This window comes from Nocardia sp. NPDC088792, from assembly GCF_044750615.1.
In the GTDB taxonomy this organism is placed as follows: Bacteria; Actinomycetota; Actinomycetes; order Mycobacteriales; family Mycobacteriaceae; genus Nocardia.
The window spans coordinates 113689-139490 of record NZ_JBIVKC010000003.1; the positions used below are offsets into that span (position 1 = coordinate 113689).

Annotated in this window: 22 protein-coding genes and 1 tRNA gene; 6 read left to right on the plus strand and 17 right to left on the minus strand. The window is 67.1% G+C overall.

Annotation, left to right across the window (positions count from 1 at the left end):
* Window positions 1–66 precede the first annotated feature (66 nt).
* Both ACIP5Y_RS18450 and ACIP5Y_RS18455 read right to left on the minus strand, forming a co-directional pair.
* A tRNA-Leu gene (locus ACIP5Y_RS18450) sits at window positions 67–140 on the minus strand.
* A 253-nt stretch (window positions 141–393) separates the two neighbouring features.
* The gene (locus tag ACIP5Y_RS18455) at window positions 394–756 is read right to left on the minus strand and encodes an SCP2 sterol-binding domain-containing protein (RefSeq protein ID WP_400351451.1); all 363 of its coding nucleotides are present in this window, start codon (window positions 754–756) and stop codon (window positions 394–396) included.
* A gap of 204 nt (window positions 757–960) precedes the next feature.
* On the opposite strand from ACIP5Y_RS18455, the gene ACIP5Y_RS18460 reads away from it, so the two are divergent.
* Window positions 961–1293, plus strand: coding sequence for a nuclear transport factor 2 family protein (locus tag ACIP5Y_RS18460; RefSeq protein ID WP_400351452.1), 333 nt, complete (start codon window positions 961–963; stop codon window positions 1291–1293).
* 377 nt (window positions 1294–1670) lie between these two features.
* Here the strand turns inward: ACIP5Y_RS18460 and ACIP5Y_RS18465 are convergent, their stop codons facing one another.
* On the minus strand, window positions 1671–3041 hold the full coding sequence (locus ACIP5Y_RS18465) for an FAD-dependent monooxygenase (protein WP_400351453.1): 1371 nt from the start codon (window positions 3039–3041) through the stop codon (window positions 1671–1673).
* Window positions 3042–3076: 35 nt separating this feature from the next.
* Between ACIP5Y_RS18465 and ACIP5Y_RS18470 the strand changes: the two genes are divergently transcribed.
* The gene (locus ACIP5Y_RS18470) at window positions 3077–3754 is read left to right on the plus strand and encodes a TetR/AcrR family transcriptional regulator (RefSeq protein WP_400351454.1); all 678 of its coding nucleotides are present in this window, start codon (window positions 3077–3079) and stop codon (window positions 3752–3754) included.
* 121 nt (window positions 3755–3875) lie between these two features.
* Here the strand turns inward: ACIP5Y_RS18470 and ACIP5Y_RS18475 are convergent, their stop codons facing one another.
* Complete coding sequence (locus tag ACIP5Y_RS18475; protein WP_400351455.1) at window positions 3876–4841, minus strand: alpha/beta fold hydrolase; 966 nt, start codon at window positions 4839–4841, stop codon at window positions 3876–3878.
* A 63-nt stretch (window positions 4842–4904) separates the two neighbouring features.
* Between ACIP5Y_RS18475 and ACIP5Y_RS18480 the strand changes: the two genes are divergently transcribed.
* The gene (locus ACIP5Y_RS18480; RefSeq protein ID WP_400351456.1) at window positions 4905–5312 is read left to right on the plus strand and encodes a winged helix-turn-helix transcriptional regulator; all 408 of its coding nucleotides are present in this window, start codon (window positions 4905–4907) and stop codon (window positions 5310–5312) included.
* A 29-nt stretch (window positions 5313–5341) separates the two neighbouring features.
* On the opposite strand, the gene ACIP5Y_RS18485 is transcribed toward ACIP5Y_RS18480, so the two are convergent.
* Window positions 5342–5992, minus strand: coding sequence for a hypothetical protein (locus tag ACIP5Y_RS18485; protein ID WP_400351457.1), 651 nt, complete (start codon window positions 5990–5992; stop codon window positions 5342–5344).
* 407 nt (window positions 5993–6399) lie between these two features.
* Here ACIP5Y_RS18485 and ACIP5Y_RS18490 point away from each other — a divergent pair, with 407 nt between their 5' ends.
* Entirely contained in the window at window positions 6400–7107 is a 708-nt protein-coding gene (locus tag ACIP5Y_RS18490; protein WP_400351458.1) for a DUF998 domain-containing protein, read from the plus strand.
* An 11-nt stretch (window positions 7108–7118) separates the two neighbouring features.
* On the opposite strand, the gene ACIP5Y_RS18495 is transcribed toward ACIP5Y_RS18490, so the two are convergent.
* From ACIP5Y_RS18495 to ACIP5Y_RS18545, 11 genes are all read right to left on the minus strand, one after another.
* Entirely contained in the window at window positions 7119–7802 is a 684-nt protein-coding gene (locus ACIP5Y_RS18495) for a YitT family protein (protein WP_400351459.1), read from the minus strand.
* A 75-nt stretch (window positions 7803–7877) separates the two neighbouring features.
* Entirely contained in the window at window positions 7878–8492 is a 615-nt protein-coding gene (locus ACIP5Y_RS18500) for a hypothetical protein (protein ID WP_400351460.1), read from the minus strand.
* A 3-nt stretch (window positions 8493–8495) separates the two neighbouring features.
* Window positions 8496–9137: a LuxR C-terminal-related transcriptional regulator gene (locus ACIP5Y_RS18505; protein ID WP_400351461.1), complete on the minus strand. Its 642-nt coding sequence runs from the start codon at window positions 9135–9137 to the stop codon at window positions 8496–8498.
* A gap of 175 nt (window positions 9138–9312) precedes the next feature.
* Window positions 9313–10053 (minus strand): thioesterase II family protein, encoded by a 741-nt coding sequence (locus ACIP5Y_RS18510; protein WP_400351462.1) that lies wholly within the window; start codon window positions 10051–10053, stop codon window positions 9313–9315.
* Window positions 10050–11357 carry a cation:proton antiporter gene (locus ACIP5Y_RS18515; protein WP_400351463.1) on the minus strand — a complete coding sequence of 436 codons (1308 nt, stop codon included), beginning with the start codon at window positions 11355–11357 and terminating at the stop codon, window positions 10050–10052. The genes ACIP5Y_RS18510 and ACIP5Y_RS18515 overlap by 4 nt, the downstream gene beginning before the upstream one ends.
* A gap of 133 nt (window positions 11358–11490) precedes the next feature.
* Window positions 11491–12300, minus strand: coding sequence for a PhzF family phenazine biosynthesis protein (locus tag ACIP5Y_RS18520; RefSeq protein WP_400351464.1), 810 nt, complete (start codon window positions 12298–12300; stop codon window positions 11491–11493).
* A complete protein-coding gene (locus ACIP5Y_RS18525) occupies window positions 12281–13399 on the minus strand; it encodes a fatty acid desaturase (RefSeq protein WP_400351465.1) in 1119 nt (372 codons plus the stop codon). The genes ACIP5Y_RS18520 and ACIP5Y_RS18525 overlap by 20 nt, the downstream gene beginning before the upstream one ends.
* Before the next feature lie 12 nt (window positions 13400–13411).
* Window positions 13412–14092 carry a TenA family transcriptional regulator gene (locus ACIP5Y_RS18530; protein ID WP_400351466.1) on the minus strand — a complete coding sequence of 227 codons (681 nt, stop codon included), beginning with the start codon at window positions 14090–14092 and terminating at the stop codon, window positions 13412–13414.
* Between the two features lie 5 nt (window positions 14093–14097).
* Window positions 14098–14964 (minus strand): aspartyl/asparaginyl beta-hydroxylase domain-containing protein, encoded by an 867-nt coding sequence (locus ACIP5Y_RS18535; RefSeq protein ID WP_400351467.1) that lies wholly within the window; start codon window positions 14962–14964, stop codon window positions 14098–14100.
* Window positions 14965–14968: 4 nt separating this feature from the next.
* Window positions 14969–15856 (minus strand): chlorinating enzyme, encoded by an 888-nt coding sequence (locus tag ACIP5Y_RS18540; RefSeq protein WP_400351468.1) that lies wholly within the window; start codon window positions 15854–15856, stop codon window positions 14969–14971.
* Window positions 15840–18761, minus strand: a complete 2922-nt coding sequence (locus ACIP5Y_RS18545) for an amino acid adenylation domain-containing protein (RefSeq protein WP_400351469.1) — start codon at window positions 18759–18761, stop codon at window positions 15840–15842. The genes ACIP5Y_RS18540 and ACIP5Y_RS18545 overlap by 17 nt, the downstream gene beginning before the upstream one ends.
* Window positions 18762–18979: 218 nt before the next feature.
* Between ACIP5Y_RS18545 and ACIP5Y_RS18550 the strand changes: the two genes are divergently transcribed.
* Together ACIP5Y_RS18550 and ACIP5Y_RS18555 are read left to right on the plus strand one after the other, a co-directional pair.
* Window positions 18980–21511, plus strand: coding sequence for an amino acid adenylation domain-containing protein (locus ACIP5Y_RS18550; RefSeq protein ID WP_400351470.1), 2532 nt, complete (start codon window positions 18980–18982; stop codon window positions 21509–21511).
* 428 nt (window positions 21512–21939) lie between these two features.
* On the plus strand, window positions 21940–25062 hold the full coding sequence (locus ACIP5Y_RS18555) for a BTAD domain-containing putative transcriptional regulator (protein ID WP_400351471.1): 3123 nt from the start codon (window positions 21940–21942) through the stop codon (window positions 25060–25062).
* Window positions 25063–25078: 16 nt separating this feature from the next.
* Here the strand turns inward: ACIP5Y_RS18555 and ACIP5Y_RS18560 are convergent, their stop codons facing one another.
* Complete coding sequence (locus tag ACIP5Y_RS18560) at window positions 25079–25801, minus strand: cyclase family protein (protein ID WP_400351472.1); 723 nt, start codon at window positions 25799–25801, stop codon at window positions 25079–25081.
* Between the last annotated feature and the right edge of the window lies 1 nt (window position 25802).

Below are 25802 nucleotides of genomic sequence, written 5' to 3' on the forward strand. Positions count from 1 at the left end.
CGACCGGCGCCGGCGGATCCTCCTGCGCCGCAGCCTGTCCGCCTCACCCCAGGATGGCCGTAACGGTTCCCTCGGCGAGATTCGAACTCGCAACAGACAGGGTCTGAGCCTGCCGCCTCTGCCAATTGGGCTACGAGGGAATGGGTATGAAAAAGGGCCGCTCCGAGGCTGATTGCCGGATGCGGCCCTGAAAGAAGGGGTCTGGGGAGACCTCAGGGGCCGCTGCGGATGCGCGGGCGTACGACCGTGGTGGAAAGGGATGCGCCCTGGAGTCGGGCGCGGTCGAGCCAGCGCTGAGGCTGGTTCAGTAGCTGCCCGTACATGGCGGAAGACCTTTCATGGTGTGGTTCGGTGGAATGACGGTAGCACCGTGTATTCGGCTGGGGAACCTAATTATTCGGGCTCTGTGACTGCGAGGTCGAATGCGCGGGCGAGGGCCATGGTCGCGGCGGGATCGCCATCGATCGTGATGAACCCCTCGGTCAGTGAGTCGGCGAGAGTGTGGGTGCCGTTGATGAGTGCGATCAGGCTGCCGGAATCGGTGCTGATCGATACTCCGGGGCGGTCGGCCTCGCCGGCTCGCACACTGACCTCACCGTTGCCGATGTCGAGCAGGAAGGGGCGTGCGTCGATGTCGAGCTGGTACGTGCCGGTCGCGTCGTGGGAGGTCGCCGGGTTGAATCGAGCTGCGACGGCGACGGTCAGCGTCTCGGAGCTGATGTATTGATCCGCATCCGGGGTACCGAGGCGTGCCATGCCCCAGCTCGAACGGGTTGCGGGGTGAACCGATGTGGACTCTGATCTGCGTAGTCCGTTCGGCTCGACGATCGGGAGTGCCACGAGCACCACGTCGTCGCCGATCCGGGGAAGAAAGTGCTGCAGGAACTGTTCGTAACCGCCACCTCTGAACCCGTCGGAGAATAAGACGACGAACTCCTCGGCACGCTCCTGCAGCCATTCGTGCGAACCGCACACGGGCATGCGGGATTCCGCCACATCTTCGAACCACTGTTCCTGGCGGTTCCCGACCTGCGGGCCGAGGTTCGCCGATGGGGAGCCACCCACGACGGGGTGCTGATCGAATTCGTCGCCCGCGGCACCCTGGGCCGCCGCGCGCTGGCGATTCCCCTGGTCGACCGCTTCGTCCTCGAAGGCGGCCCGGTGCGCCGTCGCGACACCTTTGCGAACCCTCTCGCCATCGCGCGGCCGGTGGTGCCGTGGGCGCTCGCGCATCCGCGTCTCGCCCTTCGATTGCTGACGCGGCTGATCACCCGCTCACCCCGATCCGCATAGGAGCGCAGCCATGTGCGCAGCATCCCGGCCGAATTCGCCAGCGGTGGGGGCGAATTCATCCGTTCGTGCCATCGATGCCACCGCATTCGTGGCCGAAGCGCAACGAATCACCAACGAGGCCGCACTGGAAGACGCTGTGGCCCTGTTCCATCCGGATTGTGTCGCGGAGTGGGTCTTCGATGGCATTACATCTACCTGCGGCTGACACCTCGTTGGTCGATGCTCGGCCTGCTGCGTCAGCTGCGGATCCTCCTGATCTCGCCCCGAATCGCGACGGCACAACTCAAATACGAAGGGTGCGCCGCGCTCGACAGGCTGTGGGCGTAGCACCATTGCTGGTACTCGATGAAGTGTTCCGATGACCGCCTGTCGCGTAGTCAGTACGAGCGGCTTACGAAACCGTCGGGGCGGACCAGTAGCGTTCCGTACGGCCAGCCATCGACGAGGTGTACCGGAATGTCGGCCGCCACTTCGGGATCGGCTGTGAGTATGCACCACTGCGATCGGAGCAGATCCAGCGTGGATACCCCGTCGGCCACCCACATATGCGGCAGACGGGAGCCCGGTGAGCCGTCGAGGTCGAGGGTGATGTCCTCGGTGGAGGGGAGTTCGGCGCCGCCGTAGCGGTAGCCCATGTGCACCACCGGCGCGTTGATCGCTCCTGCTGCCTTGCGCGCTGCGGCCATGTCCTTACCCCAGTGCAGGGATGGATCTTTGAATCGCAGGTGGGCCTGTTCCATTGTCATGAGGGCCACGGGGTGGCGTTCTTCGTGATAGGTCTCGAGTAGCTCGGGGGCGGCTTCACCGCGCAGTACGTGTGCGAGTTTCCATGCGAGATTGTGTGCGTCGGCGATGCCGGCGTTCAGGCCGAACGCGCCCAGTGGGGGGATGGCGTGGGCCGCGTCGCCGACCAGGAAGACGCGCCCGACGGAGAGGCGATCGGCTACCTGGCCGCGTCCCCGGAACTTCAGCACGCTGCGGATCTCCACCTCGATGGATGGGTCGCCGAGTGCGGTGCGGAGGAGGTCGGGAGTCGGCTCGGTGTCGAGGGTGGTGAGGAAGACCCACTCGTGTCTGCCGTCGACGGTCACTAGCAGGCCGGGCGCGTCCGGGTGCTCGATATTGCACATGGCGAACGGCTTTCGCGGATGCAGATCTGCATTGAACAGGACACTCGTTGTCTCCCGGCCCATTACGCCGGGACCGGTGACGCCGACGCCGAGGAGCTGGCGAACCCGGCTGCGCACGCCGTCGGCCGCTACCAGATAGCGCGCCCGCACGACACGACCGTCGGACAGGGTCGCGGTGACGCCGCTGGAATCCTGCTCGAACGAGTCGAGCGCCGCGCCGAATTCGACGTCGCCGGCCCTGGTGATCAAGACGCGGTCGAGCCGGTTCTGGGCGCAGGTGCCGCGAAGCCGGGCTGGTGTGTAGGTGATCTCGGCCGAGCTCTTCGTTTTCCAGTCGCCGGTTTCGGTGAAGTCGGCCTCGGCGAGGGTGCGCCCGCTGATCTTCCCCGCCTGCAAGTCGACCGCGGCCTTGTCGACCGCTTGCTCCAGGCCGATCTCGCGCAGGATCTCCACCGACCGCGACCCGATGCCGGTGGCCCTCGGGTGCGGCGAGAGCTCCGGCTTCTCTTCGACGACAAGGGATTTGACGCCGTGGTGGCGCAACAGCACCGCGAGCATCAGCCCGACGGATCCGCCGCCGGCTATCAAAACGTCCGTGGGTACAGTGTTCCCGTTCATGGGCACACTGTACCCACATCTGTAGACTCTCGTCCATGTCACTGATCTGGGACCGTGAGCCCTACCGGCCGAAAAGCCAGGCTCTGAGCGTGGAGCGCATCGTGGACGCGTCCGTCGCCCTCGCCGACGCCGAAGGGCTCGACGCGCTCTCGATGCGCCGCGTCGCCGCCGAGCTGTCGACCGGCACGACCACGCTCTACCGCTACGTGGACAGTCGTGACGACCTGCTCGACCTCATGGCCGATGCGGTACAGGACGACCACGCGCCGCTGACCGGAGACTGGCTCGCCGACCTCGAGGCGTACGCCCACCACGAGCGCGAGCTGTGGCTGCGGCATCCCTGGCTCGCACCGCTGCTGGCCACCCGGCCCTCGCTCGGTCCCAACTGGCTGCGCGGCCTGGAACATGCTCTCGGCGCGGCCGCCCCGCTCACCTCCGACGCGGGCTCGGCCGTCGGTCTGATCAGGGACTACGTGCGCGGCGCGGTCATGCGCGAACTCGCCGAGAAGGAGACCCGGCGGCGCACCGGCCAAACCGAGGACCAGTGGCGCGCCGCCGTCGCCCCCTATATGCGCAAGATCATCGAAAGCGGTGCATATCCCCAGGTTTCGCGCATGATCATGGCCGCCGATCTGAGCCCGGCCGAACAGTTCTCGCACGGCTTACGCCGAATCCTCACCGGGATAGCGGACTCTCAGCAGACGGCGACGTGATCACGCAGGCGCCGAGACCGATCCCGCCCGAACGGAGAACCATTCAAGCGAGACAACGCATTCGGCAATAGCGGCCCACACATGAGCCGGTCCCTCGGCGCTCCCTCGCCGCGTCCAGTGGCTACGACCGCTGTGGATACATTGCATGCGCGAACCTCACCAAAGCGTCGCTGACTTCGCGTGGTTGCTCTTGTTGAACCCAATGGCCGCAGCCCGTCAGTACGAGGGTCTCGCGCAGGTGCGGAACATGCTCGGGCAGTGCGTCGATCAGGTCCGAGGCGTAATTGCCGAAGGAGTCTCGGTCGCCGTACAGGAACATCGCAGGCACGGCAATCTTCGCGCCGGTCCATGCGCCCATCAGCGCCCAGCTCGCGTCGATGGCTCGGTAATAGTTGAGGCCGCCGGTGAATCCGGTGCTCGAGAACGTCGCCACGTAGGCGTCGAGATCGGCCTGGGGCAGCCACCGCGGCAACGTGCCCGGATCGGGGTGGGCATCCAGCCAGCGACCGCCGGGCGCGAGTACCGGGTTCCAGAAGGTTTGCGCCGCTCCGGATCCCGAGTGGAACACGCCCCGGAACGTAGCAGCGATATCGGCGGACAGCTCGGCCTCCGCGGGGCCCGATTGCTGAAAGTACTGGATGTAGTGACGCTCACCGAACCGGTCTCGCATCATCGTCAGCAGACTGTCCCGGCCACGCGGCACATACGGCACGCTCATGCCCACCACACCGCGCACCCGGTCGGGACGCAACAGCGCGGTGGTCCAGGCCACCATCGCGCCCCAATCGTGCCCGGCGACCACCGCGCTCTCGCTGCCGTAGGCGTCGATCAGCCCGACAATGTCACCGGCCAGATGTAGCTGTGTGTATTGCCCGGGATCTGCGGGCCGATCGGTGCCGCCGTAACCGCGCAGATCCGGTGCCACCGCCCGGTATCCGGCCTCGGCGAGGGCGCGTAATTGGTGACGCCACGAGTAGGAGTAGTTCAGGAATCCGTGCAGCAGAACCACCAGCGGCCCCCGTCCCTGCTCAGCGACCCGAACGCGGATCCCATTGGTCTCGATGAAGCGGTACTCGATTCCGGTCATGCAGCGGACGCTAGACAACCAGCTTTCTCCTGGAAAGGACGTTCCTGGAGGTACGGTACTGACATGCAGGTAGGTGTCCAGGCAGACGTGGTCGCGGCAGACGCCGCAGGTGATGCATTCAACGGCGGCTGCCGCGGACGGGTGGTCTTCGATCACATCACCAGCCGCTGGGGTGTGCTGGTCTTGGCGGCGCTGCGATCCGGCCCGGTGCGCTTTTCCGGCCTGCACGTCAAGATCAGCGGGATGAGCGAGAAGATGCTGTCGCAGACGCTGCGTACGCTGGTCCGCGACGGGCTCATCGCCCGCACCGTCGACGCTTCCACACCACCGAAGGTGAGCTACTCGCTCACTCCGCTGGGATCGAGTGCGAGCGAGCCGTTACAGAGCCTGCTGGATTGGATTTCGGTGCACAGCGCGGACGTTGAACGGGCCCAACGTCATCACGACGAAGCGCTAGCCGTTGACGGCTGAGATATCCCAACCCGACCTGAAGGGTCGAATCACCAGCGGGCGGCATCGGTCTCGATCCTGGACACCTTCAGGTTGCCGTAGGTCGTCGTCCCGTCCGCGTGTCGGTGTACCACCGATACGTCGGGACCGTCGCTCAGGTTGATCCACCGATTCTCCGATCCTTTGGAGAAGGATTGGTTTTGGTAGATGCCGTTCTCGGCGAACACGGAGCCGTGTGCCGGAGCGTTGTCGAACGCGCCATTGCGTACCTGGATGCCGGATTCGGGGAAGGTGATCGATCCGTCGCTATTGCTCGGCCCCTGAACCCGTTTCGCGCTCACCAGATTTGCCACGATCCGGTCGGTGATGACGACCGACTCACCCCCGGAGGTGTTGGAGACCTGTATCCCGAAGGCCGTGAAGTCGATGCCCCCGATGCCCGACGGCATTCCTTCGACCCGTTGGGCCTTCACCAGGTTGGATACGACCTTGTAGGCCAGGACCTCTCCGTACGCGCCGACTTCGTTGGCCACCCGCACTCCGGTGGCGTTGAATTCGAGACGTCCGGTGCCTGCCAATCCCCGGACCTGGGCGGTGTGGATTCCGGTCTCGAAGGTCGGTTCACTCAGTTGGACTGTGGTGGTGAGGAAGTGCTGTTGCGCGGTGGTCGGGGCGGAAGCTGCTGGGCGCGACGCCCCCACAGAGCGTCCCTTGATTCTGAGCCACTCCTTCTCCAGCCCAAGGTGATTCAGCAATATGATCACTGCCTTGTCACGTTAGGACCGCGCGGACGGTCAGCAGGAATAGCTATCGCACACACCTGGCCCGGATGGGTCGCGACCGGTTTCCTCTGGTTTCTCGCCCTCGAGTTCATGCTGGGGGCGATAGCCAAATTCTGGCCGGGACCAACGTTTTTCGAGCCCCCGTATTCGATCAAGTTCCCCGAATCGTCGCGCTCGCCATCTGCCCGCTATCGGTACCGGGCGTGGAGAACATTTTTCCAATCGCCGGGGTGACCGATCGGTCGATAGTGGTGTTCACCTCGGGTGCGGTCGGCGAGCGGAACGCAACTCGAACCCTCACTCAGATCGACGAGAGGACTCGTGTCGTGAACGACATCCTCGGCCCTGCAAGGACCGCCGAAACCTCAGCGCAACGGACTGGAGAGCGGTCGGCGGCGGTGAGACTGCTGCTGGCTTGCGGTGTAATCGCTCCGCTGCTCAATATTGTTGTGGTTCTTGTCCTCGGGGCCATGCGCCCTGGCTACGACGCTTGGAAGGTCCCCGACAGCAACCTTGAACTGGGGGATGGCGGGTGGATACAAATCACCAACTACATCGTTACCGGAGCGCTGCTGCTTGCTTTTGCCATCGGGATGAGTCTGCGTCTGCAGACGGGACGTGGATCCACCTGGGGGCCAATCCTGCTCGGCATCTATGGCCTCACCTTCATCGCCATCGGGCCGATCCTTCCCGACCCGTCGCTGGGTTACCCATCAGGAGCGTCGAGCGCGCTGACCATTCACGGCGCCATTCATAGTCTCTTCGGTCTGCTTCAGTTCACGTCGCTGATTGCGGCTTGTTTCGTCCTCGCACGGCGCGACGAACCGCTCGAAAGGCGAGGATGGTACCGGTATTCAGTTGCCACCGGCCTGCTGCTCGCCGCCTCCTATATCGCCTTCGTCCTCACCGCCAAACTGATGGACGGGGGACCAACAGGGCTCATCGAACGAATCGGGATCATTGCCGGCGGCATATGGATTGCCCTGTTGGCGATCCGCCTGTTCGGAAACCACGACCGATCGATCGCACGATAATCGGTGCGGGTTCAGGTGTCGGGGATTTCGACGGCTACTTTCGGAAGGAAGTAGCCGACGAGTGGGCCCATGGTGATCGCGATGAGCACGGTCCCGATGCCGAGGGTGCCGCCGAGGATCCAGCCGGCGGCGGCGACGGTGACTTCGATGCCGGTGCGTACCAGCGCAACTGGTCGCCGAGTGAGTCGGACCAGACCGGTCATGAGTCCGTCACGGGGCCCGGCACCGAACTGCGCACCGAGATAGACCGCATCGAAAAATGCGAGCCCGACAATTCCGATAACCAAGTAGGTTGCCTCGGTGCCGACGCCGAGCGGTCGCGGAATGATCAACGCCGCCGCGTCGGCAGCGACCCCGACAAGCGCGACGTTCAAAAGCGTTCCCACGCCGGGCAATTCCCGCATCGGAAGCCACCCGACAAGCACGATCACCGCGATGAGATTCGTTGCTGTACCGAAGGAGATACCTACCGACCTGGAGACTCCTTCGGTGAGCACGCTCCAACTGGCTGCACCCAACCCGGAGGTGACCAGCACCATCACCGATGCGCCGTAACCGATCAGGCCGACCAGCAACTGCGGGAACCTGCGCAACTTCCGCCCCGCGCGCAGCTGTTCGACCGCGTTCAGACGGCGGATGACGAAGCGGCCGGTTGCCGGGATGGGTTCCTCACCGAGCGGTGTAGCTGATGTCATCAGTCCACCATCAGTGAATTCTGGTACGAGATTCCATAGCCAGATTCGCGATACTGGTTCGATGGATTCAGTGGTTTATTCGGCTGAGGCGGAGAGGAGGTCCCATTGGCTGGCTAGGGCGATTGCTTCGTGGCGGTTGCGGGCGCCCATGCGGGCGTAGACGTCTGCTAGGCGACGGAAGATCTCTCGTTGGGAATAGCCTTCCTCGCGGGCCAGGCGGACTACCGAGGTGCCGTGGGCGAGGGCGCGGAGCCAGCGGACCTCCTCGGTGCGGAGGGTGCCGCGGTCGGGGGTGCCGAGGGAGGAGCGGGCCAGGGATTGGACTACTCGGGTCGGGAGGACGGTTTGGCCGGCTATGGCCGAGCGGACCACTGCGACAATGTCCTCCGGGGGTGAGTCCCAGCGGACCGCGGCGTGCGCGCCTGCGCGGAGGGCGCTGCGGAAATCCGAGTACCGCGCGGACACCAGGACCGAGACCAGGACCAGGTGGGGGAAGCCTGCTGCCAGTTCGCGGATGGGGCGCATGTCGGCGGTGTGGGCTGTTACCACTGCGGCATCCACCGGATGGCGGTGGATCCAGGCGGTTGTCGCTTCGGGGTCGGCGACCTCGAAGCCGCCGCGTTCCAGGACGGTGGTCAAACCCGCACGGAAGGTGGGGATTTCGTCTACCACGATCAGCTTCTCGTCCATGGGTCAACGGCTTTCCCGCTGGGCGGTGACCGTGGGGCGCAGACCGGCTGTCGCCGAATGGAATCCGAGGGGCCTGGTCAGTAGCTCGTCGTCGGGGTCGCGGTCTAGTCGGCCGAGCAGTGCTGCGCGCGTGAGCTCTGCCTTGTTACCTACTCCGAGTTTGGCTCGGATGCGCCGCACATAGGTGTCGACGGTGTGCGGGCTGATCCCGAGGCGGACCGCGATCTGCGCGTGGGTGAGCCCGTGGGCGATCTGACGGAGTACCTGGGACTCGCGGGCGGACAAGCGGCGGCCGTCGGTGTGGACGGGTTCGGGCAGTGGTGGTGGCGCTTCGGTGCGCGTCGCGGCGCCCGAGGAGACCAGTCGGACCGCGCGCACGATGTTTTCGCCCGGCTCCGATTTGCCGATCACGCCGGTGGCGCCGGCTCGCAGGTACAGTTCGTCGGCGACGGCGCCCTCCTCGTCGAGGACGAGCACCGCGGCCGATTTCGCCGCCTCGGTGATGGGGCTCAGATCCCCGGTGGCGGACAGTACCGCGGCGTCGATCAATGCGGTGTCGGCCAGCCAGAACGGGTGTTCGTCGGGGGTGGCGCGTACCGCGACCACCTTGATACCGGCCGCGCTCAAAGTCTGACGTAGACCCATGAGAAACAACGGTGACTTGATGAGTAGATCCGTCCGAATCACAAGACCTCCCCGGACATTTCCCGGCTGCTGAATGCGCCTGCCGTCGTGTCCACGGAGGGGTCCGTCGGTCTCGGTGGCGCGGCGCCCACCGAGTTTGCCGACCAAAACCTTACGGTCTCTGGATGATTCGCTTTCAGAGTCCGGCGCGGAGGGTCTCGAGCAGCTCCGCGGGTGCCTGCGTGAAGCGCTCGTGCACACCGTCGAACACCGTGAATGTGGTGTCACCGCACGTCGGCCAGCCGGACATGAGCCCCGGCGGCACTTCGGTGTCGGCGCGCCAGCCTATCGCGGTGATGGGACAGCGCAACCGCAGGGGGTGCGGCACCACGTAGTGCCGGCTCGCCTCGATATCGGCGCGCAGCATGGTGCGATACAGGGCGACCAGTTCGCGCTGGGGTTCATTGCCCTGGGCGCGGATGGTCGTCTCGAGTTCCTCGGTGAGCTCGTCGTCGGTCATGGCCAGCATTCGGCCGACCGGTCCGTCCTGTGGGGCCAGTTGCGATGAGACGTACAACCTTGTGGCCGTCGGACCGCTCGCGGACTGCAACTGCGCGGTCACCTCATACGCCAATAGCGCCGACCAGCAGTGCCCGAAGAAGGCGAAGGGGACGTCGAACCAAGGGGTCAGTCCGGCGATGAGCTGCGCGGCCAGCTCCTCGAAGCTGTCCGGCACCGGCTCACCGAAACGCGGTAGGCGGCCGGGCAATTCGACCGGGAGGAACTCGACCCCGCCGAGTTGCGGTGGCCAGGCGGCGAATACGCCGGCCCCGTAGCCGGCGTGCGGCAGGCAGAACACCCGTCCGGTCGCGGCCGGTGTGGGCGGGCGTGGGAGCCATTTATCGGCAATGCGCCGGCGATCCTGTTGTGTGGTCACGACATTGCCTCCGTTCCCGAGACCGTGGCACGCGGCGCCATGTCCGCCTGTGCGCGAGCTTCCGGATAGACGAGGCGCAGTAGCACTCCGGTCATCGCGGTTGTCACCAATGCCATCACCACCATCAGCGAATACAGCCGGGCATCGAGCACGTGCAGTTGCCGGCCGACGGTCAGGACAATGAGCTCGGTGAGCCCACGAGTATTGATCAGGATCGCCAGCACTGCCGAATGCCGAACGCGCACACCGCTGAATCGAGCCCCGGTGTAGGCGCCCAGCCCCTTGCCGCCGATCGCGACCAGCAGGATCAGGCCGAGCTCGCCGAACGCCGCCGCGTTCAAGTTCGACAGGTTCACGTTCAAGCCCGCCGCCATGAAGAACACCGGCAGCAGCAGGACCGCGCAGACGCCGCGGACCTTCGGGATCACCCATTCACGCAGGCGCACAGCGTGTTCGCGCGGGATCACCACCCCGAACAGGAACGCGCCGAAGATCAGGTGCAGGCCCATCCACTGAGTTGCCTGCGCCGACAACCACAATCCGGCCCCGATCATGGCCACCGCGGCCGCCCACACCGGGACCCGTGCCCACCGCCGGTCATCCCGATCCGGCGCGCGGTCATCCCGATCCAGCGCGTCGAGGCGACGCGCGAGCCGGGCCAGCAGGGGCGGCACCACCAGGAGCAGCACCGCCGCGAACGGCACGATCAACGCGATCCGCCACAGACCGGCCACGCTGGAGGCGATCGCCGCCACCACGGCCAGCAGCGACCAAGCCAGAATGTCGTCCAGCGAAGCACAAGCCAGCGCGAGTGCGCCGATGGGAGTGCGCAGTAACCCTCGATCGGCGAGAATGCGGGCCAGCACGGGGAACGCGGTCACCGCCATCGCGGTGCCCAGGAAGAGGACGAACGCCGTGCGCGAGGGCCCGGGATGGTGGCTGTACAGATACAGCGCCAGCACAACCCCGAGGGTGAACGGCACAATGATCGCGCTCGCCGCCACCCCCGCCGCCACTCTGCCTTGACCGCGCAACAGGTTCCGGTCCAGTTCCACACCGATGAGGAACATGAACACGCCGACTCCGATGTTGGCCAGCGCGGTCAGCGACGGTAATACCGCCGCCGGAAACAGCGTCCGGGTCACCGCACCGCCGAACAGGGTGGGCCCCAACAGGATGCCGCCGAGGATCTCACCGATCACCGGCGGCTGACCCAGGTGCCGGGCCAGCCGACTCAGCAATTGAGCCACCGCGGCGATCACCGCGAGGTCCAATACCAGGAGCGCGACGGTATGCGCACTCATTGCCGCACGCCTTCGAACACCAGCAGAGCGAGATCGTGTGTGCTCATCGCCGGTCGCTTTCGAATACCAGCAGTGCGAAGGTGTGCGTTCATTGCCGGGTGTCTTCGAATACCAGCAGTGCGAGGGTGTGCGCTCATTGCCGGGCGCCTTCGAGGGGGCGGTCCTCGCGCACCTCGCCGCGGAGCACCGCACTACCGAGGACCCGGACCCGATCGCCGTTGTGGTGCACCTCGAGTCGGCCGCCGCGTTCGGACAGCTGGATCGTGTGCAGTGTGTCCCGGCCCAGTCGCGCGCCCCAGTACGGTCCGAGTTTGCAGTGCGCGGTGACGCACACCTGGTCCTCGTTCACCCCGAGGGCGGGGAAGAAGGTGCGGGAGACGAAATCGGTGCCGTCATCGCCGGAATCGGTGCGGGCGGTGAGGATGTGGCCGCGATAGGGCAGGGCGCCCAGTGCGGGGAAATCCGGTGCGGCTGTGCGTACGGCGTCCACTGAATCGACTTCGACCAGAATATCGTCACTGGATACCGCGCAGGACACCGCAGCGTCGACCCCGAGCGCGGCGAGCAGGCCCGGCGGTGGCTCGCAGACGGTGAGTGCCGCTGCGGGCAGGTCGATGGCGATCAGGTCGCCGATTCGTTCCGCGTGCAGGACCGCGCTGCCGGCTACGAAGGCGAGCCGATCGTGGTCAGTGCCCGAGAGCAGTACCCGTGCACTGGCGATCGTCGCGTGCCCGCACAGATTGATCTCCTTGAACGGGGTGAACCAGCGCACCAGATACTCGCCCGGTCCGGACGCGACCACGAAAGCCGTGGTCGGCAAGGCGATCCGATGCGCGGTCCGCTGCATCTCGAGGGCGGACGGGAACTCCGGGACCTGCACCACCGCGGCGGGATTGCCCGCGTGCTCCGCGTCGGCGAAAGTGTCAACTATGTGATGGCGCATTGCCGAGATCCTCCTCGCGGCCGGCCAGGCTCCGGAACATCAGGTCGATTGCCGCCCCCATGCCCCAGACCTCCCGGTACGGCGGGCCTTCCGGCCCGGTGTCGATATCGTGCTGGCGCGCATAGGCGGCCGTAGTCCACTCCGGAGTGGACGGATAACGGTGGTGATAATCGTGATTGGGCAGATCGCCCACCACGACCAGCAGCCGCGCGGGCAGGTGATAGCCGAAATTGACCGCGGTCCAGCGCAACCAGGCCAGCGGACCGCCCCCGCGGGCGGGCACCGCCGACCCGCAGAAGCGGGCGGCGGTATTCGACGCGGTGTAGAAGCGATGACCCAGACCGGGATCGCGCGGCGCCAGCCAGGTGTGCTCACCGAGGCGATCGAGCAGCGCACTCAACTGCGCGAACAGGATCACCGGTATCAGGAAGGCCAGCAGCAGCACCAGCGCACCGTGCGGCAGCCAGAACGGCAGTAACAGCCACCAGCCGATCCATACCGCGAAACCGGCCAGCCGCCACGGCTTTCCATGCAGATTGCTGCCCACTCGGCCCGTGAGGCCGTGCCAGTAGAACATCGGCGAGAGGAACACCCGCCACGCCCGCCGCCACAGTGCGGCCCGGCTCAGCCCCGGACGGAAGCCGAGGGCTTGCAGGAACTGCACCGGCGGGTCGGCGGCGGTCGCGAAAACCTCACGGCGATGGTGATTGTCGAAGTGCTCCTCCTTGAAGTCGCCGAAGGTGTGGAACACCGACAGCACGGTGACGACCTCACCCCAGAACGCGTCCTGGCGCTTACTGCCCGAGAATCGCCGGTGCAGGGCCTGATGGGCGATGACCAGCACCATGAGCCGCTCGCCGTGCACGGTCAGCAGCCAGCCCAGCAGCAGGGCCAGATACCAGAGCGGGAACATCAGGCTCACCGCCAGCGTGGAGACGGCCAGGCCGGTGAGGAATACCGCCAGGGTCAGGGCCAGATAGCTGGCCCAGCCGTGCCGGATGAGCGGTCGCTGTCCGGGCAGGGCCCGGCCGGTCTGCCAGGTCCAGAAGTGCTGGGTCCAGCCGGGAAAGCGCAGATAAGTGGCCCGGATATCGTCCACGGCGCACCTCGCTCAGCGACCGGCCCCGACGCCGGTCTCGGCGGCGAGCCGGTCGAAGAACCCGATCCACAGCTGCCACATCTCGTCGGCGGCACGCAGAACCGTATCCTCTTGCGCGGGAGTCATTCCGGTGAGCAGCGCGTGATTGGCCTCCTCGACATGGTCGGGCTCCTGCTGCACATGGATGGATACCCAGGCGTTATCGGTGACGCCGGTGGTGTGCCGGACGGCCTTGCCGATGCTGGAGACCATGAGCAGATCGGTGTTCTCGGTGGCGAAGATGAATCCCAATGCGCTCTCCGGTGCTTCCGAGGCGCGCCGATAGCCCTCGACCAGTGCGGCCGTTTCCGGATAGGGCGCGGTCCCGGTGACCCGGGCGGCGTCGAATCCGCAGGCGCGCATGGAGTCCACGTAGATGACCTCGTGCGCCTTCTCGACCGCGCCGCCGCCGGCCTCCTGATTGAGGATGCGGGTGATCGCGCTCTTGGCGGCGATATCGGGCAGCACCGCCACACAGCGCGCGAGGAAGGTGGGGAAGTAATGCAATGGGTGCCACCACTGTTCGATGAGGACCGCGGCCTGGCCCTTGCTGAGATCGGCGTCGTCGACGCCGGCGAAGAACGGATGGTCGCGGAAGGCGCGGTAGATCGGGCTGGCATCGAGCCGGTCACCGACCGAGAGACGAGTGGTCATCGGCGTTACTCCTTGCTGTCGGAACGATCGAGGGTGAAGTACTGGCGCAGCTCCAGAATCTGCGGCAGGACAAGGGGGTCGGGACAGGCGCGAGCGAGCGCGGTCATGGTGTCCCAGGCGAAATCCTCGCCGCCGTCGAAGCGGAAGTGCGTCTTGATGACGAGGCTGAAGACGTCGCGATAGTTGTCGATGGTGAGCAGGTCGGCCAGGCGACGCAGCTCCTGCCGCCGCGAGTCGGGCAGCGCCGGGCGAGTGATGCGCGATTCGGCCGGGAAGCGGTCGCCGCTGTTCGCCGAGGTGAGCCGCAACATTGGGCCGGCGTCCGGGCGGTCGGCGAAGTCGAAGATGAGGTGGATGCGCGCCTTCCGGTCGAAGGAGGCCACCGAATGTACCTGGGCGGCATCGAAGTACCAGACCTCGCCCGCACGCATGCGATAGACGGTGTTGTCCTCGCTGAAGAAGCAGTTGTCATGGGTGATCAGCGGGATGTGCAGCCGGTGCGCGGGGCGCTGATCCTCGGGCAGCTCGCCCAGCTCCAGGTAATCGCGGTGCGGAATGATCACGCTGTCGGAAACCACGGCCAGGCGCACGAATTGGAGCAGGTCCGGATCGGCGACGGTGGTGATGATGTCCTGCAGGTAGGGCAGGCGCGCACCGTAATCGGTGAAGGTCGGGCGTTGCTCGTAGGCGTATTCGGTGACCAGGCCGGTGCCGGTGTCGCCGCCGGCGGCCCAGAGCATGGCGTTCTTCCAGGGGCCGCCGATGAGGTAGTTGCTGTAGGCCTCGGAGTAGCGGAAGGTCTCGGCCTGGGCGAGATCCTTGGCCAGCCGGTCCTCGTCGAGCGAGATCGTGGTGACGTAACTGGTTTTCATCGGTTCACACCACGCTTTCCACGGGGGTGAACGGTTCGTCCCAGGCATTGGTGTCGGCAATGCGGTTGAGCCCGTAGGCATCCCGGCCCGCGACCAGGACGCTGCCGTGGCGGTCGAGGTCGAAACGGTGCCCGAATTCCTCGAATTCGGTCATCCCGCCGTAGATGCGGACGTGGGTGGGCACCACGCGGATGGCGAAGCCCATGCGCTGGCGGCGGCTGATATTGGGAGTCGAGCCGTGAATGCAGCGGGCGGTGAAGATGAAGAACTGGCCGGCGCGCATTTCCAGGTGACGGACGTTCTGCTGATCCGGATTCCAGTCCTTGTCGATCTTGATGTCGTCGTAGTTGTAGCCGAAGAACGAATTGTCCTTGGCGGCGTTGTTCCACTTCATCGGCGCGTGCTCGTCATAGCGCCACTGCCGGTGGCTGCCCGGAATGACCTTCATGCACGCGTTGTCGACCATGGCGTCGGTGAAGGCCACCCAGCAGGTGAGCTCCATCGGAATGCCGGGGGAGTGCTCGGTCGCCTCCAGCATGCCGGTGCTGGTCTCACCGATGGCGTAGGTTTCGACCTGATGCCAGCCGGTGCCCGAATCACCCGGGTTCTTCGGGAAGAATTCCGTACGCCAGCACAGGATGTCGGGGCCGATGAGCGATTGCATGCGCCGCACCATCTCCGGTTCGGTGATGAGCTTGCTCAACCCCGGGATATCGAGATGGCGGTCATAGTTGACCGGGTTGTCGAAGACCTTGCGGGCATTGTTCGCGGGGTCCAGCAGCGCGCGGCGCTGGGTCTTCCACCACGCGTTCATCTCCTCGGGCTCCCATAGGGTGAACGGCCCGATATAGCCCTGCTCGGCGAATGTCGCCGCGTCAGTGTTCGGATCCACGATTCGCGCTCCCTTCGGCGCCGACGTGCTCGAGCGCAGCATCGAGCTGCGCCGCGGCCTCGGCGGCGTGTTCTCCAGTGATGAATGTCCGGTGTGCACCGGCGATCTCGACGATGGTCAGCGGGCCGGTGCAGAGTTCGCGCATGGCGGCGGTGGCGCTCGCACGGCGCTCGGGCGGGGTGTCGGCGGCATCGAACAGGTGCACCGGGCCCGAATATGGTTGCGGCTCATAGCGCATGGCGGCGTTCATGCACGCGCGGGCGGTGTCGAGGACCGTGCGCAGGTAGCCGGTGGACGCGCGGCTCTGCAGGGGTGCGCCCATCAGTTGCAGCCAGGTGGAGCCGGAAGTGAGCTCGGTCAGTTCGGCGTCGGTGGTGGACGGATCGTCGAGCCGCGCGGCGACGGTGTCCAGCAGTTCCAGGAACGGCGTGCGCGCCATGGGAAGTCCGGTGATGGGGTCGATGACCGGGTTGGCATCGAACAAGCCCAGGAACGCGACCTCCGCGCCGGCGGCCCGCAGCTGCCGGGCGATCTCGAAGGCCAGCACGCCGCCGAAGGACCAGCCGGCCAGCCAATACGGGCCGTCCGGTTCCACCACCCGCAACTGTTCGACGTGATGGCGGGCGATATCGGCGAGGGTGCTGCCGAATTTCGGTGGGGCGCCGGTCCATCCGATACCGAGTAATCGCATCGGGGCGGTGGAGGCCAGCGCCAGTTCACGATAGGCGAGCAGCTCGCCGCCCAGCGGGTGCACGAGATAGACGCCGCGGCCGGAATTGCCGGGACGTAGCGTGACGATCTGGGAGGAACGCTGTTGCGCCGCAGGAAGATCGGCGGAGGACAGGGCGGCGGCGAGTTCGTCGACCGTGCCGTACTCCAGCAGCAACGACAATTCGACGGGACGGTCGAGCAGTTGCGCGAGTTCGGTGACGACCCAGGTGGCCAGCAGCGAATCACCGCCCACATCGAAGAAGTCGTCGTCGCCGGCGAATTCGTCGTGGCCGAGTACTCGGACCCAGATGCCGGTGACGAGCTCAGTCAACGAGGGCGCGTTCCCGGGCTGCTGCAAGGTGGATTCGGCGGCGTCGCTGGGCAAGGCGGGCTCCTGTCGTGAGGGCATGGCGAGGTTGCTGGGCTGGTAATGCCCGGGAGGTGCGGATGCGGCGACGCCGCTGGGCTGGGAATGCCCCGGAGGTGCGGGTGGGGCGAGGTCGCTGGGGTTGGAATGCCTTGGGGATGAGGGGGCGGCGAGATCGGCGGGCCGGAGGAGCTCCCGTGGTGCGGATTCGGCGCGGCTGCCGGGAGCGGCGGGCAGCGGTAGGGCGGCCAGCGCGCGCCGGTCGATCTTGCCGGTTGTGGTGCGCGGCAAGATGTCTACCGGGATGAAGCGGCTCGGGATCATGTATGCGGGCAAAGTGGCGCGCAGCCGGTTGCTGAGCTCCCGGTGCGAAATCGGCGCGGTGGTCTGGAGATAGGCGACGAGCGCCCGTACCCCGTCGGCGAGCAGGCGCAGATCGACGGCGGCCGCGTCGATGCTCGGGTGCGCCGAGAGCGCGTGCTCCACCTCGCCGGGCTCCACGCGGAAGCCGCGGACCTTGAGCTGGTCGTCTGCGCGGCCGAGGAATTCGTAGTGGCCGGCCGCGGCGGCGCGGACCAGATCGCCCGTGCGGTAGAGGCGCTCGCCGGGGGCGAAGGGGCTGGCAACGAATCGTTCCGCGGTGCGAGCCGGATCGTGTGCATAGCCGCGCGCCAGGCCTGCGCCACCGACATACAGTTCACCGGCCTCGCCGGTGGGGACGGCGCGCAACCGATCATCGAGCACCCGGCAGGAGACACCCGACACCGGAGCCCCGATATCCGGAATCTCGGGCCAGCGGCGGGATTCGGCGCGCAGGGTCGCGCTGGTGACCAAGTGCGCTTCGGTAGGGCCGTAATGGTTGTCGAGCCGGCAACCGGGCAATGCCGCGAACAAGGCGCGGATAGCGGGGGTGATGATGAGGCGCTCACCCGCGGTGATCACCTGGCGCAGCGAATCCGGATACACCTCCCGGCGACCGGCCTCGACAGCCAGCAATTGCAGGGCCACATAAGGCAAGAACAGCCGTTCGATGCGACGGCGCACGAGAGCGTCTAGTAAGGCGGCGGGATCGCGGCGGATGTTCTCCGAAGAAAGGATCAGAGTGCCACCGGATGCCAAGGTCGACAGCACTTCCTGAAAGGTGACATCGAAGGACGCGGCGGTGAATTGCAGTGTGCGCAAGCCCGTCTCACCGTCGCCGATCTGCCAGTCGATGAGCCGGGCGAGTCCGCGACGAGTCATCGCGACGCCCTTGGGGACGCCCGTGGAACCGGACGTATGGATGACATAGGCCAGCCCATCGGGGTGCGCGAGGCACGGGGTGGCGTCGTGTGCGAGCGCTACGGCATTGGTCACGGCCGCCGCGGGGTCGGCAACGTTCGGCTCGGGCTCTGATATGACCGTCGCGGCACGCGCGAGCGTGGTTGCGGGATCGACAATGGCCGCTGCGGCGGGGAGACGGTGTGCGCTGGTGGCGTCCGCGATTGCGAAGCGGCAATGCAGCCGGGACATGATCGCCGCGAGGCGGTCGGCGGGTGCGGTGGTGTCGAGTGGGCAGTACACCGCGCCCACGGTGAGAGTCGCCAGCATGGCCACCACCGTGTCGGCGGGGTCGTTCAGGTGGACCGCGACGGGCAGTTGTGGCGTTACGCCGGCGGTGCGCAATCGATGTGCGAGAGCGTCGGTCCGGGCGAGCAGTTCGCGATAGGTCGTCGACCGGCCGTCGCCACTCAGGGCGGTGCGGTCGCCTGCCTGTTCGGCCCGGGCGCGGATGAGGTCCAGGGGCGGTACGGGCGCGGTCGCGGTCGCCGATATCGCGATATCCATGCGTGGCCTTCCGGTCGCCGGCCGCTGTCGCGGCGCTTGCCAATTGCCAGCTCCGACAGTAGATTCCGGCGGTCGGAGCAGGTCAGTCACGTGAAAGTGCTACGCGGGCAGCCGGTGTCGCGTGAACGCGGGACAGGAATATTCGCATTCTGGACACGACCCTGAGGGGAGCGGTTCGTCGGCCGGGCACCCGGCCGGCCCGGACGATGGGAGCGCTCATGACACCGGACTCGACCGCCCCTACACCACCGAATTCCCTGCGCGACTGTTCACCTGCCGGCCGTCGTCCGGCGGCCGATGGCCTGTGGGTAGCCGCCGAATCCGATGATTCGGCGGCAATCAGACTGTCGGCCGCTGCCAATGGGTCGCGTGATTCCGCCGTGAACGGTGTGGTGGCAGCCGTCGCCGAGCTCGAGGATTCCGCGGGGATCGGCCGGTCGACGGCCGTGGCCGAGTCGGAGGATTCGCTGCTGTCGGATTGTGCCGGCCCTGTCGCGGTGCCGGTCGCTGTCGCGCAGCGGCTGCGGGAACTGGCTGCGCGAGCGGGAACCGACGAATTCGTGGCGTTGTCGATCGGGGCGACGGTGCTGGCCGAGCGGTTGTCGCGGTTCGGGGCACGGTATCGGGTGCGGGTGATTCAGGGTGCGCGCGAGGCTATTACGCCCGCGCCCGTCGATCCGGGGGACAGCTTCGGCGCGGCCTTGCTCGGGGCGGGTGAACTACGGGTTGCGGCGGTCGGCGCTCAGGACACGGAAGAGCGGGTGGCGGCCACCATCGTGGTCTCCGCGGACGGGGCGCGGGTATATGCGGAGAGCATGACCGCGGCGGCCGACGCACCCGTCGCATTGTGCTGGGCGGAGTCGTTCGTGCGACTGCTGAGCGGGCTGGCCCGCGACCCCGAGCGGGCGATGGATGCGCATGCGCTGCTGGACGCTGCCGAGCGGGGGCGGGTTCTCTACGGCCTCAACCGATACGAGCGTCCCGATATCCGATACCGCACGATGGCCGGTCCGTTCGAGGAACAGGTGCGGCGCACTCCCGACGCGGTCGCGCTCGTGGACGAGGCGGGCACGGAGGTCGGCTACCGGGAACTGAACGATCGGGCGAACCGGCTGGCGCATCTGCTGGCGCGGCGGGGTGTGCGGCCCGGTGCGCGGGTGGGGGTGTGCCTGCGCCGCAGTATCGAACAGATCGTCGCCATCTACGCGGTGGTGAAGACCGGTGCGGCCTACGTGCCGGTGGATTCCGAATTGCCGGATGCGCGAGTGGCTTTCATGCTCGCCGACGCCGCGCCGGTCCAGGTGCTCACCGATACCGCCGGCCGGGATCGAATCCCACCGGGGCCCTGGGAGATTGTCGATGTCACCGACGAGGCCGCGTACGCGGCCTGCCCCGCCACCGATCCGGGGGTGACGGCCGCGAGCGGCGGCTTGCTGCACATCCTCTATACGTCGGGCACCACCGGGCGCCCGAAGGGCGTCGCCTATCCGACCGCGGGCGCGCTGGCGAATCTGCTCTGGCTGCAGGAACGGTATCCGTTCGGCCCGGACGACAGCGCTTTGTTCAAGACCTCGCCGGGCTTCGACGTGTCCATCTGGGAGATCTTCTGGCCGCTGTATCACGGTGCGCGCCTGGTGATCTGCCGGGACGGCGGGCATCGGGACCCGGGTCATCTCGCCCGGCTGGTCGAGCGGTTTCCGATATCGACGCTGTTCCTGTCGCCCACGGTGATGGGCCCGTTCCTCGAACATGTTGCGGCAGTGCGGGTATCGCGACTGCGGTGGGCGCTGTGCGGGGGTGAGCCGGTGACCACCCGCATCCGCGACACCTTCCACCGGGTGCTGCCGGCGGCGACGCTGCTGAACTGCTACGGGCCCACCGAGGCCGGCAGCGTGGTCGATATGCCGCTGCCGGTGGAACCGGGCGCCCCGGTGCCGCTGGGGCGACCGGCCGCGAACTTCCGGTTCTCGATCCTGGACGAACGCCTCGAACCGGTTCCGGCGGGCATGGCGGGCGAGGCCTACATCGGCGGCGAAATCGGTCTGGCACTGGGGTATTGGAATGCCCCGGCACGCACCGCGGAGCGGTTCGTCGCGGACCCCTACGGGCCGCCGGGCGCGCGGCTGTATCGCACCGGGGATCTGTGCCGGTTCCGGCCGGACGGGGTGCTGGAACATCTGGGCCGCATCGACCGGCAGATCAAGATCAGGGGACTGCGGGTCGAGCCCGGCGAGATCGAGTCGGTGCTGGCCGCCCATCCCCGGGTGGGTGATTGCGCGGTGCTGGCGCACGGTACCCCGGTGCGACTGCTGGCCTTCGTGGCACCCGCCGCGGGCCTCGAACCCGCGGCGCTGGACCCGGCCGCACTACGGACGGAGACCGCGGCGACGCTCGCCGAGCACATGCGCCCCGAGCGGATCGTGGTGCTGCCGCGGATTCCCTCGACCGTGAACGGCAAGATCGACACCGCCGCGCTGCTGACGGCCTGGCACGACAGCGTCACGTCGGCGCGGCAGGCGGAACCGCCGGCGAGTGCGGAGGAGGCGGCGCTGATCGCCATCTATCGGCGGGTACTGGCGGTCGAGTCGGTCGGGGTCGGGGACACCTTCATCGAACTGGGCGGGAATTCGATGCTGGCCTTCCGGCTGCTCGATGAATGCAAGGGCGAGCTGAACGTGCGGCTCGAACCCGGGCGAGTACTGACGGGCACGGTCCGGGAAGTCGCCGCGTCGATTCGTCTTCAGCAATGATGCTTATTCGACCGTCAGACATTGTTCACCTGCACACCGGTCCGGCCCGGACCCGGTCCGGTAGCATCGGCGGTCTTGTTTTGGAAGTTGTTCTGCCGATATCGACAAATTCGAGCATGCTACGGCTCGATCGTTATTGCGGAGGAGTTCAGCCGATGTACAGAACACGAAGACCTCACTTCCATCGTCGGCTATCGGATCTCGATCCGGTGGGCACCTGACTGTGAGCATTTTCCGGTGATCGTTGGAATGGGCTGACCGGGCAAGGCTGTGCCCTGGTCTGTCGGCAGCGAATCCGGCTGTGCCGCTGTAATTTATCGGGAGGGGGTGCGGTAGGGCCGATGGGGGCCGCTGGCGCCAGTGCCGTCGGGCGGTATTCTTCCGAAATCCGATGTCAGCTCCGGCTATTTTGAGGCGTTGATATCAGGATGAGCAATCTGGAAAGTTTGAATATCGCGGTTCTCGGAGATTTCGCGGCATTCTGTGGTACGCGCCCGGTGGATATCGGCCCGCCCCGGCAACGCGCAATTCTCGCACTGCTGACCGTGCACACCGGTCATGTCGTCTCCACCCAGAAGATCACCGAGGAAATCTGGGGCACCGCGCCGCCCGAGCACGCCGCGGCCACGCTGCAGACCTACGTCTCCCGGCTGCGCCGGATCCTGCGCGGTCCCCGGCGCGGCCTCGGCGGCAATCTCGTGGAACATCGCGCGCCCGGATATCTGCTGGCGCTCGACCGGGAAAGGATCGACGCCTTCCGCTTCGAGGACGAGGCGGCGGCAGGCCGAATCGCGTTGCGCGAAGGGGATTTCGAGCTCGCACGGAAACGGCTGACCGGCGCACTGGAACTGTGGCAAGGCACGCCCTTCGCGGAATTCGCCGCCTACCGCTTCGCCACCGACGAGGCCGATCGCCTCGAACAGGTGCGCCTGACAGCGGTCACCGGGCACGCGGAGGCCGCCATCGCCCTCGGCGGGCACGAAGCCGTCATCGCCACCCTGGTGGACGAGGTGCGCAACCACCCGCTGCACGAGCCCATGGTGCGGCAACTCATGCTCGCCCTGTACCGGTCGGGCCGGCAGGCCGATGCGCTGCACGCCTACGAACACACCCGCCGCCGGCTCGCGGAGGAACTCGGCATCGACGCGGGCGAGGAACTCCAGCATCTCTACAGCGCGATCCTGCGGCAGGATCCGAGCCTGAAGGATGCCGACGCGGGCGCCCGCCCGGTCACCGCCGCCGCGCAGGTGCGCTCCGCGATCACGCACGCGGACCGTCCCGTGCTCGCGGGCCGGGAACAGGAACTCGCACGGCTCGAACGCGCCACGGCGGCGACCCTGACGGGCGCCGGGCGGACGATCGTGGTCGCGGGCGAAGACGGAATCGGCAAGACACGACTGCTGATCGAGCTGGACGGCAACCTCTCGACCGCCGGCGCCATCGATGTGGTGTGGGGCAGCGGCGTGCAAGTCGAAGGGGCGCCCGCGCATTGGATGTGGGTGCAGGTGCTCCGGCAACTCGCGGCCTTGCGCCCGGAGGCCTTCGGCCGGATGATCGCCGGGTCGGAGGCCCTGCTCGCACCGCTGCTACCGGGGTATCTATCGCGTCCGGAATCGCCTGCGCCGCAGTCGGTCTACCCGGCGCAGGCCCGCTTCCGGATACATGACGAGCTGTGCCGGATCCTGGTGGAACTGGCCACCGAGCGTCCGCTGGCGATCGTGTTCGACGATCTGCACTGGGCCGATCGGCCCTCGCTGGAGCTGTTCCGGCTACTGGCCGGACGGATCCGGCACACTCCACTGCTGATGGTGGCCTCGACCCGGGACACCGCCCCCGATCTCTCGCCCGCACTACGCGAGACGCTGGGCTGCGTGCTGCGCGAATCCTATTCGGAGACCGTGCAATTGCGCGGGATCAGCCCGGAAGCGGTGGCGCAGCTGGCGGTGGCGCTCACCGGTCACGAGATCCCGGCGGCCCTGCGCGCGGCCTTGCACGCGCGCACCAACGGCAACCCGTTCCTGCTGACCCAGCTGTTGTCCTCGCTGGCACAGGGCGGCACCGGCGACGGCGCCGAGATCGGCAGGCTACTGCTCAATCACGTGCCGTTCGGGGTGCGCGAAGTGCTGCACCACCGCCTGTCCAAGCTCGACGCCAATACCCTGGCCCTGCTGCGCTGCTGCACGGTGATCGGCACGGAGATCCCGGTCTCCCTGCTGTATTCGGTGTTCGGCGCCGATCGCCCGACCCACCGGTACATCGAACAGGCCATGCGGGCCAACCTGTTACGGGCGGATCCCGACCGCATCGACGTCCTGCGCTTCACACACGCCCTGGTGTTCGACGTGCTGCACGAGGAACTGACGGCGAGCGAACGGGCCACACTGCATCGGCGGGTGACCGAGGTACTGGTGGAAAGGCGCACCGCGGCCGAGGAATACATCGAGCAGATCGCCTACCACTCCTGGCGCGCGGCCGCGGTACTCGATACCGCACTGGTGCTCGAGCGACTGGCCATGGCGGCCGAACGAGCCGAACGGAACCTCGACTACGAGCAGGCCGAGATGTGGCTGCGCCGCGCGGTGGAATTGACGCGCACCGCCGGCGCGGGTGCGGCGGTGACCGCATGGGAACGGCGATTACAGACCCGGCTGGGCCAACTACTGACCATCACAGCCGGTTTCGCCGACGCGGAAGCGGGGCGGGCATTCTCCCGGGCGGAGGACCTGTCGCAGGAGCCGGCGGATCCGGATCAGCCGTCGGTGCTGCTGGGGCTGAACCTGGCGCAGTGGGCGGCGGGCCAGTACGGAACGGCCGCCGAACTCGCCGAACGACTACGCGAAATCGGCAGGCGCACCGGCAATGTCATCGCCGTGGTGGGCGGCGCGTACGGACGGGGCCTGGTGCGTTACGTGCAGGGCGATGTCCGTGGCGCGCTGGCGGAGTTCGCCGCGGCGGTGCACGCCGCCGACGATCTGGTGCAGCCGTATCAGGTCGGTGAACTGCGGCGGGTATTCCAGTACGACCCGCGGGTGATCTGCCGGGCCTACGGGGCGATGTGCGCATGGCTGCTGGGGGATCGGACGCGCGCCGGGCAGTGGCTGACGCAGATGGAGACCCTGACCGCGGACAGTCCACCCGCCGAACGGGCCTTGTTCCTCTACGTGGATGCGCTGGTCGCCGTCCTGGCGCACGACGTGGAGCGCGTATGGCTCAGCAGCGCCGCCGCATTGGAGCTGACCGGAACCCACGAACTGGACTACTGGGGTGATATGACCGTCGTACTGTACGGCTGGGCCATGGCGTATCGCGGCCGCGTCGACGACGGCCTCGCACTGATCAACGAGGCCCTCGGACGGCTGGACCGGACCCGCGTCGAAATCCGGGTACCGCTGAATCTCGGACTGCTGGCGATGGCGCAGCAACGCGCCGGGGATCTGCGGTCGGCGCGGGCGACGATCGACCTGATGGCCGAGAAGATCGAAACCCGCGGCGAGTACGTGTACTTCCATCCGTGCATGCCCTTCACCGATCTGCGCGAGCAGTTCCGATGAAGGGCACGAGGGTTGTTCAGCCGAGATCCCCGGGCACGACCGCGTAGGCGCGCACGGACACCGTGCCCATGCCGGCGATGGCGATCGGCGCCGCATGGAACCGGAACCCGCGATCGGGCAGGCGGTCGAGTCCCGTGAGATGTTCGACGATCGGGATACCGGCGGCCAGCAGCCCGGTGTGCGCGGGCCGCGTGCCGTCGGCCATATCGTCGATGTTCACCGAATCGATGCCGACGATCGAAGGCCGCTGTGCGACAAGCCATTCGATGGCCTCGGCGGTGAGGAACGGATGGTCGGCCGCGCCGTAACCGGGCGTGCCCCAATGCCGATCCCAGCCGGTGTGCAGCAGCACGGCCCGGCCGGGAACGGCAGCGCGGTGCGGCGCCAGCTCGCCCACGCCCACGGCGCGATGCGTGCCGCGCACCACGATCGCCTCGAGATCGGTGACCCGCGACAGCGGTATCGCGGCAAGGTCGGCGCCGTCGCCGAAGCGATGGAACGGCGCGTCCAGATAGGTGCCGGTATTGGCGACCATGCTGATGCGCCCGATCTGGAATTCCGTTCCGGGCGCATACTTCCGGCGGGATTCGGCACGCGACAGGTGGTCGGAGATCTCCGGTCCGGGCAGGCCGGGATAGGTGACCATCCCGGCGGTGACAGGGTGGCTGAGATCGACGATCCGCTTACCGGCGTCCAGCGTGTCGGCAGCGCTCGTCGTGCCATCGCCGAGAGGACTCATC